Origin of the sequence: Shewanella sp. 10N.286.52.A9 (assembly GCF_041468985.1) — a bacterium.
GTDB lineage: Bacteria > Pseudomonadota > Gammaproteobacteria > Enterobacterales > Shewanellaceae > Shewanella > Shewanella japonica.
The window spans coordinates 131,274-146,941 of sequence record NZ_JBFRJQ010000005.1 but is presented as its reverse complement, the minus strand read 5'-3'; the positions used below and the strand labels follow the sequence as shown (position 1 = coordinate 146,941).

The window sequence follows — 15,668 nt, the reverse complement described above, 5'->3', positions numbered from 1 at the left end:
TATAAGTCATATTCAATATGGAACTTACTATGAAACATTTTAAACTGATTTTTGTTTTAGCCGCTGCAATCGGGCTATCAGCTTGTCAATCTAAGGTTGAGTATGGCGACGCAACTGAAGTAGAAACCGTCAATGAAAACTTTGGCTCAACGGATTTGCAAGCTATTGCTGCTAAAATGGTTGATAGCATGTTGACCTTCCCACCAGTGATTGTAATGACTCAAAACGATCGCCCAATTATCTTCGTCGACAAAATTAAAAATAAAACCTCAGAGCATATTGATACAGAATCTGTTACTGACACTATCAGCAACAAGTTACTTCGCTCAGGCAAGTTCCGTTTTATCGATATGACGAAAGTGGATGCTGTGCGTAAGCAGCTAGATTACCAAAACAATGCTGGTATGGTTGACCCATCAACAGCGATAAAGTTTGGTCGCCAAGTTGGTGCGCAATACATGCTTTACGGCAACTTATCTAGCATCGTAAAACAAGATGGCAGCACAAAAGATGTTTACTACAAAATGACTATGCGCCTAATGGATCTAGAAACAGGTCTAATCGAGTGGTCTGATGAAAAAGAAATTCGTAAAGTAAAATCTAAGTCTTTCTTAGGTCTATAAACCTCTGATACCATAAAATTTAGCCGACCTTGAGTCGGCTTTTTTATAACCGTGAATATAACAATAATAAATTTAGGGAAGAAAAAGTGAAATTGTTTAAGTCGTCAATCGTCGCGCTAACTTGTGCCGGCCTGTTTGCTTGCTCAAGTACATCCAATATCGGTCTTACTGAGCGAGATGGCAGCGCTAATATTAGTCAGCAACAAGCGATGGCTCGCTCAACTATCATTTCTGAAGTCAACTACCAACTTCAATTTACATTAACTGGCGACACTCATTTTAATGCAAATACAACAGTAGACTTTATCCTCAGCAATAATAAAGAGCCGCTTACACTGGACTTAAACAAAGCCAACATCAGTAAATTTGTGGTGAATGGCAAAGCAATCTACCCCAACTACAATGATGCTTACCTCACCATTAACCCTCAGCTATTAAGTACGGGGCGCAATACCATTGAAGTGGAATATAGCCGTGAACATAGCACCAACGGTGAAGGCTTACACCGTTTTGTTGACCCTGTAGATAACAAAGTTTATCTCTATTCACACTTTGAACCAGCAGCAGCTCAACAAATGTTTGCCGTATTTGACCAACCAGACTTAAAAGCCACCTATAAGATTAGCGTCACAGCGCCTAAAGATTGGCATGTCATTAGTACCATGCGTGAAACACAAATCGACGAACAAGCAGATAGCAATGTTTGGAGTTTTCCAGTTACCCCTAAATTAAGCCCATATAACTTTTCTATGCACGCAGGGCCTTACCATGTTTGGGAAGATAATAGTGGCAAATACCCGATGCGATTATTTGCTAGGCAGTCTGTCGCCGAGCAAGTCACCGCGAAGGACTGGTTTACCTACACTAAGCAAGGCCTAACCTTTTTTGATGACTACTTTGGCATCGAATACCCTTTCAAAAAATATGACCAATTATTAGTGCCAGACTTTTTATATGGTGCAATGGAGAATGCAGCAGCAGTCACCTTTGCAGAAAACCGATTCATGTATAAAGACACGATGACCGCAGCGCAAAAGCAGCGACTTGCTGGGGTTATTATGCATGAAATGGCTCACCAATGGTTTGGTGATTTAGTCACGATGAAATGGTGGAATGGCTTATGGTTAAATGAAAGCTTTGCATCATTTATGGGTACCTTAGCAACCAGTGAAGCCACTGAGTTTACCCATGCATGGCGTACATTTTACGCCCATGGAAAACAAAGCGCTTATCGTCAAGATAGCTTAGTGACGACTCACCCAATAGAAGTCCCAGTCCCCACCAGCATGAATGCATTTGATAATATTGATGCAATTACCTATTACAAAGGGGCATCAACACTAAAGCAATTACGTCACTTACTGGGTGAGGACACTTTTCAGCAAGGGGTTCAGCAGTACCTAGAAAAATACAGTTACCAAAATGCTGAGCTCGATGACTTTATTGGCAGCTTGGCACAAGCCAGTAACCGAGATTTATCTCAATGGACTCAAGCGTGGCTATATCAAGCTGGTGTTAACACACTTGAAGCAGATTTTCGTTGTGAAAATGGCCACATAAGCCAATTCAATTTACTGCAAACTGCGCCAAGCAACGAGCTACCAACTTTACGAGAGCAACGAGTTCAAGTCGCCCTATTCAATGTTAGTCGTTATTCTGTCCACTCAGGTCCTAAAGTTGCCGTGACTTATAAAGGTGAGAAAACTGCAGTGCCAGAGCTTATTGGTAAGCACTGTCCTAATTTGGTTTACCCAAACTTTGATGATTGGGGCTACGTTAAGGTGACTCTCGATGAGCAGTCATTTCAAACCGCTAAAGAGCAGCTAAGTAAAGTCAACGATCCGTTGCTTAGGTCAATGTTATGGCAGAGCATGTGGGATAGTGTTGCTGATGGAAAAGCGTCTTTAAAACAATTTATCAATGTTGCACTGGTTAATGCTCCTAAGGAGCAGGATTACACTATTTTAGGGCAAGTTATCGGCAACTTGAAACAAGCACAACGATACCTGAACAGTATGGCGCCGAATCATCAAGCCTATGCACAAAAAGTTAACCGCGCGCTGAGCCAAATGAGCTTACGTATGGCTATGCAGCATCATGATAACCCTGACTTCCAACGTCGCTGGTTTGATAGTTATATCGCCATGGCGAACAGTCGTGACGCATTAGATCATTTAGCCGATCTTCTTAGCGGCCATAGTGCGATAAGAGGCTTGAATATTAACCAAGATCTACGCTGGAAAATCATTATCCAACTTAACCGTTATGATTACCCAAATAGTGCCAAACTACTTACAAGAGAGAAGCAAGCAGACAGTTCTGATAGCGGCCAAAAATCTGCAATAGCGGCAGAAGTCAGTCGGCCACAAGCGCAAATAAAGCGCCAATGGCTGCACAATATTGAACACGATACAGACATGCCTTTCTCTAAGTTACGGGTGGCGATGAATTATTTATACCCAAGTGAACAAAAGCTACTCAGTGCAGCAACGGCAGAAGAGCGCTTAGCCAATATTGCAGAAACAGATAAAAAGGGCCCAGTATTTATGCGGGCTTACAATCGCGCGTTAATCCCAACAGCTTGCAACAATGCCAATATTGCAGCCATCAACCGAGTATTAGACACCGAAACGGGCTTATCTCAAATGACGCGTCGCGCACTACTTGAGGTACGCCAAAAAGAACAAGGGTGCGTGAAAATCAGTGAAATGCTGAATCAATAAGTTATTGTTGAAATCGCTAACATATCAAATGCCGTTTCTTCATAGAAACGGCATTGTTTTATTGAGGCGAAACCTCTTGTAATCTATGGCAAAAAACCATTAAAGCCATTCAAACCATTTTCTTGTCATTTATTACTAACTAAAAAATAACTAAGCTGCACCATCATTAAGGCATCGCTTAAAAACCCTGTTTGGGGAGCGACGGGTTATCGTCGGGGTATCAAACTCAGAAGATGAATATGATGTCGTTTGAGGATTTTGTGATTTTTCGGCTAAAAAATCATGTAGGTTCAATAATTCTGATTGGCCGAACCTCTCATCAGTATTGCTTGCTACTGTATCTCCTATTCCACCTGCCGCTTCCTTTTCCTCTTTATTTGCCTCTTTGTCTCCAATACCTGTTGCAATCACCATTAACTCAAGCTCAGATTCAAGTTCAGGGACAATAGTCAGCCCAATAATGACCACCGCTTTATCAGCTAACGCTTGTTGTAATACTTCACCTATTTTATGGTACTGACTAAGCTCGATTTGCTCTGTAGCCATGACACTGACAATGGCACCTTTTGCAGAAGTTAAATCAATATCTTCCAATAATGGATTTTTCAGCGACTTTTTGATGGTGTGCTGTAACTCTTCATCAGCAGCTTGCCTTGCCACCCCCATCGCCGCGCGGCCTCGATGGCTAACTACGGTAATAAAATCATTTAAATCGATATTAATCAGTCCAGACTGACTAATAATGGTCGTTAATCCCGCTAAAACATCCTGCAAAATTCGATTACTTTCGAAAAAAGCATTCACTAAAGTAATCTTTTTATCCAAGGTTTTAGCAAGCTTATCATTAGGCAACACAATCACTGCCGATGCGTGCTGCATCAAACTATCTATGCCTTCTTTTGCCAGTTGGTTTCGTTGCAGCCCCTCAAAGCTAAATGGCGTGGTAACCACAGCAACCAAAGGCTTATTTAATTCTGCTGCTAAGGAGGCAATAAAAGGAACCGCACCCGTTCCTGTTCCGCCTCCCATACCACCGGTGATGAAAATGACATCAGCTTGCTGGATATGCTCTCTTAATTGTTCTTCAGACTCTTGCGCCGCTGCATATCCCTTTTGAGGATCGGCGCCGGCACCCAAACCTTTTGTCACTTCGGTGCCGATTTGTAGGCGTGAGCTGCACGCTGATACGGCCAGTGATTGCGCATCGGTATTCACAGCAATCAGCACGACATTGTCACTTAATGAAGACTGGCTTAATTGATTAATGGTATTGCATCCACAACCTCCGACGCCAAAGACCGCAATACAAGGGGCTTGGGGATGTTTAGGCTTAATATCTAACATAAGTCACTCTCCTTACGATGTTATCAATAGCCTAACCTCAAGGTGCGACAAACTAAGTCGTAACGTTTTGATACTGCCTGGACATTTTATTAATTAAACGGACAAAGTGATCCCTGAGCCTTTCTGGAGCAATAACTTCAACGTTGTCAGCCATCTCCCATAAGAAAGCTCTTAGTCTTGGTGTATCACTCACACTGGCATTTACCTTATATTGTCCACTTGATAAATACTCAATGGTTTGGTTTTCGCTGAGTTTAGATTGATGGAAGATGAAATTAGCTTTTGGCGATACGTGTAACTCTATATCAATTAACGTCGATGAATTATCAATACCAGTTCGAGCAATATCAAAATCATCTCGAGTAATTGCTGGCGTCTCAAGCAGGCGAATATCTCTTAATTGCTCGATAGACTGAACATAGCGTTTTTCATGAGCAGACCCAACAGTAAAAGCCAGTAAAGCGACCCCCTCTGAAATGGTGATACCTTCGGGATTTATCGGTTCGTAGTTAATCCAATAACTTTGACCTTTAATCATTTTTTGAATTTGGCAAGCCAGCTGGCGCTTATGCAGTAATGCATACTGAACCGTCTCAAACGCTTTTGGATCTTGCTCTGCGTAAATAAGCGGAAAGGGCTTGGGTAACTGAGCAACTCGGCAAGCCCAATACAACCATGGATTATTAGGATCGCTCGCCAACACTTGATCAGCTCGTTCAAAATATGGCGTAAGCTGTTTTAAACTTTGCGGAGGCAATAACTGACTGGCGCTGTGCTTAAGCGTATGAAATGCGAGCGCCATATGTTGATCCATCAAGGTCAGGTTTAGCCCACGCCAGCAAGCTGCAATTGACCAACCAAATGGTTTATTGCGATCGTCCAATTCAAGACCAAATAACCCCATGTCACACATTGCTTTCAGTTCGCGCTGCACAGTTCTTAAACCGACATCAAAATCTCGGCTATTGAGCCTATCTGTCAACTCATTCGCCGTTATACGCCTAGGGTGATTAGGTATTTGTTCGAGCATGGCAAGTTGCCGCTGAATATTGGTCTGCATAAAGCATCATCTCCATTTCTAGAGTATTTAGCTTAATACTAACCTGCGACAAAATCTGTCGCAGCAAAATATTTTTATTTAAAAATAAATAAGTTACTTATAGAGATAGATGAGAATAAACAGGTTGTATTGGACAAGCTGAGTTAGCTTCGCAATGTGAATGTCATCATAATAGGCGCATGATCTGTGCTGTCACTGTCCCGCTCGTATTCAGGTCTCACAAGGTGACGATCATGGGTTTGATAATCACTGACTTCGGCAAGGTTTTTAGGATGGCTAGCATCGAATTCACATGAAGCCAAAATATAATCCAATACTGAACCAGTATTGCCAAAATAGTGAGTTGCTTGGCGTGCATATTTAAGAGGGTCTACAGGTGGTAAAACGTCTTCTGCAATATCGGAATCTTCATCATGCAAACCTGACTCATACTCATCCTGCGCTAAAGTAGCATTCAATTTTTTTTTGGTCTGAAACAGCTCATATGTATCGAACAAACTAAACTCAGCAAAAGCGTCAGCTAACATTTTATCGTTCAATAATCTCAAGCTAGGATCGATAATATCATTACGAAATACCCGCTTACCGTTCGCTCTAAAAGCCTCTAATGCTGTGCTTTGCAACGTGTCATTAAAGTCACCCATTAATATTACTGGCAGCTGAGTTTCAGTGCGCTGCTTGGTGATTTCATTAAACAATAAAGCCGCTTCACTCCCACGTTGCATATTAGACGCCCAACTACCAAGTGCTTGGCGAGCCATTAAATCGGCACCACCTTGCATACCTGACTCGGCCAGAGTATCGACTCCCATGCCGCTGCGTTTAGATTTTAAATGCACCACATAACACTCGCACTCACCAAACTCAGCTAATGCAATTTTTGCCCGTAAAGGTTTACGACTAAAGTTAAAGTCATTAGCAATCCCCATAAGCGGAAACAAGGCTGCATCAGGTGTCACTAATGCGGATTCAATAATGGGATATTTGGATGCAATCGCTACCACAGGGCTTTGATAAACATAATCACTGATTAAACTAGGCTCATCTAAAGCGACAAAATATTGATACCCTAATGGTGCCAATAACGCTTTTAATGCATCCGGACTAAACACTTCCTGAAAACCAATAATGTCGGGTTGATGCGCAGCTAAATAATCGCAAATCCAACCGCATTTTTTCTGCCATTGTTGATGAGAATAGATATTTTCAAAGTCATAATACGCTGATGGCGGTTCAATAAAATTAAATAAATTAAACGAAACCACTTTAAACATTGGTGATTTTTTTTGCTCATTGTTACTGCTTTTTTGAGTCACGAAAAATGCCTTAAGAACCCTATTCTACTTACAGATTAAAACTAAAAAGATCGAGTGTCGATGATAATTATGCTTCCATGCAGCATGGTCTTACTTATCTCAACTGAACAATTTCAGCAGAAAAAAATGATCCTAAATTAGCAATTGCCGTATTACCCCTCGAAATCAGCGCCTGAATTCAGCAATCAAACAGAAATTAAATAGCTCGTTTAAGAAACACATTTTGAGGAAAGAACGATGAAAAGGATCTACTCTCTTGCACTATGCTTTTCACTGATTGGTTTAACCGCTTGTTCAGATGATGACGATGATACGATCACAGCAGCTGATTCCGAAGCTCCAGTTGTTACCTATGCAGACATTCGTGTAATCCACGCTGGCAGTGATGCGCCAATGGTCAATGTCACCGCAGACGGCGCAGCGTTACTCAGTGACGTAGACTATGCAATGTCTAGCGGCTTGTTAGAAGTCGCCACCAACACCTATGCAATCGCAGTTGACGCACAACTTGCTGACGGCACAACGCTTACAGTACTTGAAGCAGAACTTGCAGTGGCTGAAGATATGGAATATACCGCCGTTGCTCTGGGTAAGGTAAGTGACGAAACCTTAATGCTCAAACTCATTGCAAATGAAGAGTCTGACATCACTGCTGATAACGCTCGGGTACAAGTGTTACATGCAACACCAAGCGTAGGACTTGTTGATATATATGTGACAGAACCAATGTCCGATATCACCATGATGGATCCTACCCTGTCAGCCAACTACATGGACAACAGCGATCAATTAGAAGTCCCCACAAGCGACTACCAAATTAGAATTACTCCAGCAGGAGACAAAACGGTTGTTTTCGACTCAGGAACGGTCAATTTAGCTGCTGGAATGGATTACTTTATCTCTGCTATTCCAAATGAATGGTCAGGAGACTCACCAGTCGCCCTACTTGTTGCACTACCAGAAGGGCAAGTCCTTCTGAATGACGTTAATAGTGGTAGCGATATTCGTGTCGTACATGCAGTAGCTGATGCCCCTGCTGTAGATGTATTCTTAGACGGCAGCACAACACCAGCTATTGATATGCTGTCATTTGGTAATTTCGCAGGCTACGTCAATATTCCAGAAGGCATGCACACTGTGACGGTAGCAGCAGATGCTGACAATTCGGTCGAGGTGATTACAGATGCAGCTGTCGATCTGATGCAAGGCGCCAGCTATTCAGTCCTCGCTGTTGGCTCTCTTGCTGACAATGATATTAGCCCATGGGCTTTTGCAGAGCACACTCGACGTATTGCCACTGAAGCAAGACTAAATGTTATTCACGCATCTTATTCTGCTGGTAATGTTGATGTCTACCTAACACCAACAGCCGATATCAGTGATGCTGATCCAGCGCTAACAGATGTGCCATTTAAAGCAGCATCAGGCAGTTTAAGTGTTGCACCAGGTGATTACACCGTAAGTGTAACAGTAACAGGAACCAAAACCGTCGCCATAGGCCCACTTGCCGTATCATTAGCAGGAAATGGGTTATACAGCGTAGCTGCCGTTGATGCAGAAAATGACACTTCAATGTTCTCTGTCATTTTAATGGACGACTTTGTTGCCGAAGAATAGGCACCCAACACTGAAATGACTTTTCATTACTAATCTCCGTCCGACCCTTTTGCGGCTTATCTTTCACCCGAGATAAGTCGCTCTTTTATCCTGTTTTTACGTGTTGCTTTACACTCATCAATGTTGTCCGATTAAGCAAAAGGAGCCAGATATGATAGGCTTGTCCATAAAATCAAACCAACATTTTACTTCGTCAGGTGGCTTATTTGCACTTGTTGTTAAATGCTTGTTTGCTATAGCCGTTTACGGTTTTTTACTCTCCAGCTTTGGGAGCCGTGCCATGGAAATACAGTTTGCCTCTTCAGATAAATTAACCCCCGCAAGGATAAGCAATGACTCTGTCATGGGCGGCATATCCTCTAGCCAAATTGAAATTAACCATAGTGCCACGACAAAAGCCGATATTAACTCCTCAGGCCATGTGCACTTTAGCGGTCAAGTGTCTTTAGAAAATAATGGCGGCTTTGCCTCAATGGAATATCAAATCACTTCATCCATTCCCGCAACAAAACAAGTCAAATTAACGGTACTGGGGGACGGGAAGCAGTATCAGCTAAGATTTAAAACCTCGGAGCTTTCATTTGGCGAAGCCTATGTAGCCAACTTTGAAACCACAAAGGGCCAAGTCACCGAGCATTTATTTAGCCAGACCGATTTTACTGCCCAATTTCGTGGAAGAAGTATAAACGCACCAACAATCGAATTTAATAACGTTAATCGAGTGGGATTTTTGATTGCGAATAAACAAGCTGGTGCATTCTCATTACAGCTAGACAGTATTGAATTTGAAGAGCATGATTAATAGGTGCTTCTATGCTGTGGGAGTTAGCACCAATATGTGCTAAAAAATCAGCTGAAGTCACTTTGTAAAGTGAATGTAAAGTAGGAATAAGGACCACTAATGAGCCCATTAACAGGCATTCAGGGTGTTATATTTGATTTAGATGGAACATTAGTAGAGTCGGAGCTTAACTTTACCCATATAAAACAAGAGTTAGCATGCCCGCTTAATATCGATATCTTAGATTTTATTGATGCATTACCAACTCATATTGAAAGACAACGAGCACACGATATCATCATTCAACATGAAACCAATGATGCTCTAAATGCTAAAGCCTTACCCAATATGCACCCGTTACTCAACACCCTTAAAGCCTTGTCATTGCCTTGTGCCATAGTCACTCGAAACAGCAAAGCAGCCACAGCCACTAAGCTTACCCAAAATAATATTGATATTGATTTAGTCTTAACCCGAGAATGTTATCCTGCAAAACCCGCTCCCGATGCGCTACTGGCGATAGCTAAACAATGGCAATTACCCGCTAAGACGCTCATTTATGTAGGTGATTACCTCTATGATATTCAAGCGGCTAAAAATGCTGGCATGACATCTGTGTTTATCAATCATCATAAGCAACCCGATTATCAAACACAGGCTGATGTCATCGTCAATAATCTCGCCCAATTACAACAGGCAATACAAGCTTCGAACCCTGCATCAACCTAAAAAAGCGAATGAGACCATTATTTTCGATAAATGTATTTCAACGAAAGGAATATTTTAACGAAGAGGCCTTGCCTAACTTAGTGTACATACCCATATTAACTAACCACTCAAATGACAATTCAAATCAAAAACAACCAAAAATAAAGCCTACCTTACGCAGTAACATTGCCAACCAATGCGTTAAAAAAACACCAAACTCTTAACAAAACTGATTCTAGGTTGTTAAGTTTTATCTCACAAAAGCCAAAATTAGAGTAATAACTTTAAGTTTTGATGGTTTATTAATCTGTTCTTGCTAATATTCGCGCCCCTTAATCAGCTAGCCACTGAAAATTAATTTTTCGTTAGTTGATATCAAGTGACCTATAGATGTCACTTAATCCCATTGTAATGACTAAGAGGTAAACAAATGAGCGAAGTAGAAGTGTTTCTTGACATGTTGTGGAGCGAGAGTGGAGCGATGGTGTTAGGAATGGTTGGTTTTTATGCACTTTGCTTATCAATCGTTTGCCTAGTATGCGATAACATGAAACAGCCTACAGCTGAATAAACCAACGCTTTATTTAACAAGCGAAATTAAACACGTAGCTAGCTTTTTGCTAAGCTACGTGTTGTTATTTTCCCCATGAATCATGACTTAACTGCTGTCAAAGTAGGTAAGCTCCTAAAGCCCTCAACACTCATCATCTGGCTTGGTTGCTAGTGACGCATTTATTCATTTCAACAAAATGCCCAATATCATATCCCTTTGCACTGAGTTCAGCATTCACGAATAAGAAATAGTGAACCCCATAAGCGGCTTTCAGCATTCTTAACTAAAGCGTTAACTAAAACGTTAATCGCAGCCATTGGGCAATGAACTTTATTAGAAATGTCTACGTATGAAGTTAATATGCCTAGCAAATTACTGTCCTTAGCATTAACTATTAAGGAAAATGATGAACCCTTTACACCCTAAAAAGCTATTACACAGCAAGTGGACTAAAGTAAATGTCACCCAAAAACTTAAACACTTTTCGGTGATTAAGGTGAGTAAGGACGAAGATCAGAATGTCACAGAGTGCATTATTCGCGCTGAAATGAATGCACAAGAGTTTTCTATTAATTGGCGAGATTTAAAGGACAATCGTCAATGGCTCCAAGGCTGGAAGTAAGCCCTGAAAATAAGCCTAACCAGTGCTTATGCACCTTAAAAAGCAACAATGGAAACACTCACAAGCAAGCATAAACTCACCACGATGACGGCAGCGCCTTTACATACTCCTTTTTTTGTTACGCTCAAAAGGGGCTCATTTAGCTTCGTTGCACTTTTTGCCCTTGGTGTTACCTGAGACAAGCGATGTTCGCCTTCAATCTGTGTAGATATGTCTTCTGTTGACGCTTGGGAAGAGATCGGCGCAGTCCCCCCCTCTTTTTGAGTCGTTTTTCTGCGTCGATGATGACTCGAATCGAAGTCATTTTGATTATGCTTAAAAATAGATTCAGTTAAATCAATGACTTCATTTTCAATGTTGACCTCTATCCCTTGTAGCTTAAATAACTCATCGACAGTCACTTTTTCTGACACACTCGTTGCACTAAGTAAGCCTTCAGCCAACGGTTTGATATTTTGCTCCTCATCAAAGAAGCGTCGTATATATTGGGCACACATGATGTATGCCAAGCGTTCCGCCTCTTCAAAACGCTGACTTTCAATTAAGTAAGCCTTAAAAGAAATTGCTAATACCATAGACAAACCAGAGAGATTATCAAAAAGCTCTTGTAATTGAGGGTATTGCTCAACCCGTTCAGTCCATTGAGCCATGTGGTCGCCATCAACTTCAAACTCATAGTCCATATCAGGCACATCGACTAACAGATCAGAAGATTTATTCTGCTGATAGTGTTGCCATAATTCATCGTAGGCACGGCGTTTGGTAACGGACTTTAGGATGTCATAGGACACTGCAATGTTGGCAAGTTTGACATCGGTATCAGCATATTCACTTTGATAATCGTCAGAATGATAAAATAAATATAAGCTTTCGTAGGCTGCTGATATTTCCTCAGCATCTGCATCTTGGCTTATTCCCAACGTCAAATATAAGTTTTCCATGAACGCCCTAGGCAATATGATATTGTTCTGCGCCATACTAATCAGCACAGTAAAGTCATTTACAGTTAATCGATATAGGGGTTACTCGCTAATTTATCGTGAACGACATTAAGAAGCTGCGCTAAAAACCCATCACCCAAAACTATAGCGACCACCACTATAAATAACCGTTGCCCAGCTCTAAAAAACCATCAAAAATTAAATAAATAATTGTAAAAACAATTCATTAACTCATATATCACTTTATTTATCGCCATCAAATTATTGAATAGAATGACGTATAAAAAATGGGTTTTGTTAACCAAAAAACGTTAGAAGTCGCGGCTTATAGAAATTATTGAATACAAGCTATTCAAAGATAACAAAAACAAAGGAAGGACAAATACACAGTCATAAGACTTGGTATTAACACATAGATATCAGCACATTGAAGTGAGCCCCAGAAGCGAGTCGAAAGTGATTAGTGACTGATGCTAGATAACTTATGTAAGAATTAAAATGTGTAAAAATTAAAATGTGTAAGATGTAAAAGGTGCAAGGTTTAAAATGGTAAGTCGACATCATTAGCAAGAAATAAAACACGTCATTATCACCTGCATAATGCCATAGCAGATCATTTCTCCTATCAATACGTAATCTTCATCATAGCGTCGTTTCGTGTAAACCAATCACAGTTGCATGAGACACTGAATGCATAAAGTGACGCTGTTTTACAACTAAGTACTCAGGATCATTAAAAAATGTGTCCATTACCGTCTGCGAGGGAAACTCGATGGTAAATACCCTATTAATATGATGATCCGTTTTACTTTTTAGCACTTTTGAGACTTCAAAATCGTAACCGAAACTGCCACCATAACGCGTCAAAATCGGCATCATAGCTTCTCGATAACACTGATACTCAGCGGCATCACTCACATGCAAACCCATTATTCGCTGAAACCCCATGTTTGCTCTCCTGTAAACGTTAATATTTGATGCTTATGATCGCCTTTAATGGGCCTGTGAACAGGCCCATTAAGTGAATTAATCAATAAAATCACTTATCTCAGGCAAACTTTTCTTATCAAGAGCATGTTGTGGCACCGTGGCATTTTCATCAGGATAGCCAGCAACAATCAACATATATGGTCGCTCATTATCGTTATCTCGACCGCACACTTTACTTAAAAATGACATAGGTTTAGGAGTATGCGTTAAAGTACCAAGGCCTGCATTGTGCAACGCTTGCAGTAAAAAACCAGTCGCAATACCAACCGATTCATGCACATAGTAATTTTGCTTCTGCTCGCCATTATCCTCGCTACGTTTTTTAGTAAAAACGGCAATCAACCAAGGAGCTGTTTCAAGGTAAGGCTTGCTGGCATTGGTACCTAATGGCTTTAAATTATCTAGCCATTCCTCGCCACCTCGCCCTGCATAAAATGCTTGTTCGATGGCTTCTGCTTGCTCACGAATTTGTGCTTTCACTTCAGGGTTACTGATAGCGACAAAATGCCAAGGTTGATGATTCGCACCATTTGGCGCTGTCCCTGCAGCTAAAATACATTGTTCGATAATCGCTTGTGGCACAGGTCTATCAGAAAATTTTCGAATAGAATGACGACGTTTCACATTTTGATAATTGGACTTAGCCCGCTCAAGCATTTCATCTTGAGGGTATTCGATAAAGTCTGTTAATGGCAGGTGCGCTTCAGTCATAAATGTTCCTTATTATTTTAGTTCGATCTTGCTTAATCACACTTGGCTTATTGCTACTCACATACTCCTAAGCCATACGACACACAAACTATTGCTTCTCTAACTTCTTTTTAAAATCATCTAACGTAATTTGTAATGCTTCAATTGCGGTCACTGTATCTATATTGTTTTCTTCAAGTAATTGAATTAAATCGACTGCAAGTTGAATCGATTTAGGTGCGTCATTTAATGATGCGTGCTGTTTGTCGGTCATTATTTACAAAGCCATCCGATATTAATGCTGTGTCATGTCACTGCGTTTCCTAGCAAGCAATTGTTGAAACGCCCAAACTAGGTAAGCGACATCACTGTCATTTTACTAAAAGTAGTGAACAGGCATTACAATGAAAAGTTGGCAATTGCCTTTTGAATTCCCACAACATCCGTTCCTTTTTTAAGCTCTTTTACTATCGGGTGTTCAGTACCAGAGATATAAATTTTTAACTCAGCATCCATGTCGAATGTACCAGCAGTTTCAACAATAAAATGAGTCATAGATTTATATGGAACAGAGTGATAACTGACTTTTTTGCCAGTCATGCCTTGCTTATCAATTAAAATCAAACGCTTGTCGGTAAATACAAACATGTCACGGATTAATTTGTAGCCCATATGCACAGATTCATTATCAGCTAAAATCGGTGACAGCTCTTGCTGAAGTTCTGTTAAATCCATTTCAGATGAATTACCTAAAATCGCATCAAAAAGTCCCATTATGTTCTCCTTGGGGTAGCTTAAACCAGCAACTAAAATAGTGCGGTATCTGAGATTAATACACAAGTTAAACGCGCCTTTTGACTAATTCAAGTTAGATATCACCAATATTCAAACAACATCTGGTTTATCAATGGAAGCTATTAAAAATTAAAACCTGTTAAAATAAGTCTTACGCGATTACATGATCTGGGAATAAAATGAACGCTGTCATCATTGGCGCAACAGGATTAATTGGTCAGCAGCTATTACAAGAGCTACTGGTTAATGAGGCTTATGAGCAAGTGGTTGTGATTGGCCGTCGTCGGCCCACTATCAACACCACTCAACAAGGCGCTGCCAAGCTGTGCTTTATGCAAGCCCAGTTAGATCAAATACCTACACTTAGTTTACCCGTAAAAATCGACCATGCTTTTTGCTGTTTAGGTACCACGATGAAGCAAGCTGGTAGTCAGGCTAACTTCATAAAAGTCGATTACCAAGCTGTACTCGATTTTGGCAGATTAGTTGTGGCGCATCAAAGTGATAATGGCACAGCGTTATTCGTTGTTACCGCACTGAATGCTAATCCCAATTCAAAGGTATTTTATAATCGTATTAAAGGTGAAATACAGCGTGATTTAGCGCTACTACCTATAACCAGCATTCACTATTTTCAGCCAAGTTTGTTATTAGGGAGTCGTGCTGATAAGCGCACTTTAGAAGATATTGGCCAGAAGTTTTTTGCTATTGCATCAGGGGTATTTATTGGCCCCTTAGCCAAGTACAAACCCATTACAGGGAAACTTGTGGCAGACAACATGTTGGCAGCTGCTGTTAAATCAAATACTGAGTTAGTAACTGAGCCATCGTTAGCGACAAAAGCTGTAAGGATTATTGATAATAAGCAGATGCATCAAATGGTGAACTGAATCCGTCATTCTCAA

16 protein-coding genes are annotated in these 15,668 nt (G+C 40.8%); 8 read left to right on the top strand and 8 right to left on the bottom strand.

The window, feature by feature from the left end; translation table 11 throughout:
* Nucleotides 1-29: 29 nt before the first annotated feature.
* Together lpoB and pepN are read left to right on the top strand one after the other, a co-directional pair.
* A complete protein-coding gene (lpoB, locus tag AB4128_RS04720; protein ID WP_174567611.1) occupies nt 30-623 on the top strand; it encodes a penicillin-binding protein activator LpoB in 594 nt (197 codons plus the stop codon).
* 86 nt (nt 624-709) lie between these two features.
* Complete coding sequence (gene pepN / locus AB4128_RS04715) at nt 710-3,346, top strand: aminopeptidase N (RefSeq protein ID WP_372037116.1); 2,637 nt, start codon at nt 710-712, stop codon at nt 3,344-3,346.
* A 150-nt stretch (nt 3,347-3,496) separates the two neighbouring features.
* Here the strand turns inward: pepN and ftsZ are convergent, their stop codons facing one another.
* The 3 genes from ftsZ to AB4128_RS04700 form a co-directional block, all read right to left on the bottom strand.
* Complete coding sequence (ftsZ, locus tag AB4128_RS04710; RefSeq protein ID WP_372037114.1) at nt 3,497-4,690, bottom strand: cell division protein FtsZ; 1,194 nt, start codon at nt 4,688-4,690, stop codon at nt 3,497-3,499.
* A gap of 52 nt (nt 4,691-4,742) precedes the next feature.
* The gene (locus tag AB4128_RS04705) at nt 4,743-5,750 is read right to left on the bottom strand and encodes a helix-turn-helix transcriptional regulator (protein WP_372037112.1); all 1,008 of its coding nucleotides are present in this window, start codon (nt 5,748-5,750) and stop codon (nt 4,743-4,745) included.
* 143 nt (nt 5,751-5,893) lie between these two features.
* On the bottom strand, nt 5,894-7,066 hold the full coding sequence (locus AB4128_RS04700; RefSeq protein WP_372037110.1) for an endonuclease/exonuclease/phosphatase family protein: 1,173 nt from the start codon (nt 7,064-7,066) through the stop codon (nt 5,894-5,896).
* A gap of 237 nt (nt 7,067-7,303) precedes the next feature.
* On the opposite strand from AB4128_RS04700, the gene AB4128_RS04695 reads away from it, so the two are divergent.
* From AB4128_RS04695 to AB4128_RS04675, 5 genes are all read left to right on the top strand, one after another.
* The gene (locus AB4128_RS04695; RefSeq protein WP_372037108.1) at nt 7,304-8,683 is read left to right on the top strand and encodes a DUF4397 domain-containing protein; all 1,380 of its coding nucleotides are present in this window, start codon (nt 7,304-7,306) and stop codon (nt 8,681-8,683) included.
* A 151-nt stretch (nt 8,684-8,834) separates the two neighbouring features.
* Nucleotides 8,835-9,485 carry a CIA30 family protein gene (locus AB4128_RS04690; protein WP_372037106.1) on the top strand — a complete coding sequence of 217 codons (651 nt, stop codon included), beginning with the start codon at nt 8,835-8,837 and terminating at the stop codon, nt 9,483-9,485.
* A 99-nt stretch (nt 9,486-9,584) separates the two neighbouring features.
* Nucleotides 9,585-10,193 (top strand): HAD family hydrolase, encoded by a 609-nt coding sequence (locus AB4128_RS04685; protein ID WP_065109511.1) that lies wholly within the window; start codon nt 9,585-9,587, stop codon nt 10,191-10,193.
* A 409-nt stretch (nt 10,194-10,602) separates the two neighbouring features.
* Nucleotides 10,603-10,743 (top strand): hypothetical protein, encoded by a 141-nt coding sequence (locus AB4128_RS04680; RefSeq protein ID WP_160319087.1) that lies wholly within the window; start codon nt 10,603-10,605, stop codon nt 10,741-10,743.
* Between the two features lie 388 nt (nt 10,744-11,131).
* Nucleotides 11,132-11,347, top strand: a complete 216-nt coding sequence (locus AB4128_RS04675) for a TIGR02450 family Trp-rich protein (protein ID WP_055025103.1) — start codon at nt 11,132-11,134, stop codon at nt 11,345-11,347.
* A gap of 35 nt (nt 11,348-11,382) precedes the next feature.
* On the opposite strand, the gene AB4128_RS04670 is transcribed toward AB4128_RS04675, so the two are convergent.
* The 5 genes from AB4128_RS04670 to AB4128_RS04650 all read right to left on the bottom strand — a co-directional run bounded on the left by AB4128_RS04670 (nt 11,383) and on the right by AB4128_RS04650 (nt 14,742).
* Entirely contained in the window at nt 11,383-12,288 is a 906-nt protein-coding gene (locus AB4128_RS04670; protein ID WP_372037103.1) for a J domain-containing protein, read from the bottom strand.
* Between the two features lie 642 nt (nt 12,289-12,930).
* A complete protein-coding gene (locus AB4128_RS04665; protein WP_055025101.1) occupies nt 12,931-13,236 on the bottom strand; it encodes a DUF1330 domain-containing protein in 306 nt (101 codons plus the stop codon).
* 78 nt (nt 13,237-13,314) lie between these two features.
* A complete protein-coding gene (locus tag AB4128_RS04660) occupies nt 13,315-13,989 on the bottom strand; it encodes a nitroreductase family protein (protein WP_055025100.1) in 675 nt (224 codons plus the stop codon).
* Between the two features lie 88 nt (nt 13,990-14,077).
* Entirely contained in the window at nt 14,078-14,242 is a 165-nt protein-coding gene (locus AB4128_RS04655) for a YbaM family protein (protein ID WP_080916659.1), read from the bottom strand.
* A gap of 125 nt (nt 14,243-14,367) precedes the next feature.
* Nucleotides 14,368-14,742 carry a PH domain-containing protein gene (locus tag AB4128_RS04650; protein ID WP_055025099.1) on the bottom strand — a complete coding sequence of 125 codons (375 nt, stop codon included), beginning with the start codon at nt 14,740-14,742 and terminating at the stop codon, nt 14,368-14,370.
* A 200-nt stretch (nt 14,743-14,942) separates the two neighbouring features.
* Between AB4128_RS04650 and AB4128_RS04645 the strand changes: the two genes are divergently transcribed.
* A complete protein-coding gene (locus AB4128_RS04645) occupies nt 14,943-15,653 on the top strand; it encodes an NAD-dependent epimerase/dehydratase family protein (protein ID WP_372037100.1) in 711 nt (236 codons plus the stop codon).
* The last annotated feature ends 15 nt before the right edge of the window (nt 15,654-15,668 follow it).

What these genes read in the sequence shown, in the direction of transcription:
- lpoB (WP_174567611.1), top strand. Translation starts at nt 30, where the DNA reads ATGAAACATTTTAAACTGATTTTTGTTTTAGCCGCTGCAATCGGGCTA.
- ftsZ (WP_372037114.1), bottom strand. Translation starts at nt 4,690, where the DNA reads ATGTTAGATATTAAGCCTAAACATCCCCAAGCCCCTTGTATTGCGGTC.
- AB4128_RS04705 (WP_372037112.1), bottom strand. Translation starts at nt 5,750, where the DNA reads ATGCAGACCAATATTCAGCGGCAACTTGCCATGCTCGAACAAATACCT.
- AB4128_RS04695 (WP_372037108.1), top strand. Translation starts at nt 7,304, where the DNA reads ATGAAAAGGATCTACTCTCTTGCACTATGCTTTTCACTGATTGGTTTA.
- AB4128_RS04690 (WP_372037106.1), top strand. Translation starts at nt 8,835, where the DNA reads ATGATAGGCTTGTCCATAAAATCAAACCAACATTTTACTTCGTCAGGT.
- AB4128_RS04685 (WP_065109511.1), top strand. Translation starts at nt 9,585, where the DNA reads ATGAGCCCATTAACAGGCATTCAGGGTGTTATATTTGATTTAGATGGA.
- AB4128_RS04680 (WP_160319087.1), top strand. Translation starts at nt 10,603, where the DNA reads ATGAGCGAAGTAGAAGTGTTTCTTGACATGTTGTGGAGCGAGAGTGGA.
- AB4128_RS04675 (WP_055025103.1), top strand. Translation starts at nt 11,132, where the DNA reads ATGAACCCTTTACACCCTAAAAAGCTATTACACAGCAAGTGGACTAAA.
- AB4128_RS04670 (WP_372037103.1), bottom strand. Translation starts at nt 12,288, where the DNA reads ATGGAAAACTTATATTTGACGTTGGGAATAAGCCAAGATGCAGATGCT.
- AB4128_RS04665 (WP_055025101.1), bottom strand. Translation starts at nt 13,236, where the DNA reads ATGGGGTTTCAGCGAATAATGGGTTTGCATGTGAGTGATGCCGCTGAG.
- AB4128_RS04660 (WP_055025100.1), bottom strand. Translation starts at nt 13,989, where the DNA reads ATGACTGAAGCGCACCTGCCATTAACAGACTTTATCGAATACCCTCAA.
- AB4128_RS04655 (WP_080916659.1), bottom strand. Translation starts at nt 14,242, where the DNA reads ATGACCGACAAACAGCACGCATCATTAAATGACGCACCTAAATCGATT.
- AB4128_RS04650 (WP_055025099.1), bottom strand. Translation starts at nt 14,742, where the DNA reads ATGGGACTTTTTGATGCGATTTTAGGTAATTCATCTGAAATGGATTTA.
- AB4128_RS04645 (WP_372037100.1), top strand. Translation starts at nt 14,943, where the DNA reads ATGAACGCTGTCATCATTGGCGCAACAGGATTAATTGGTCAGCAGCTA.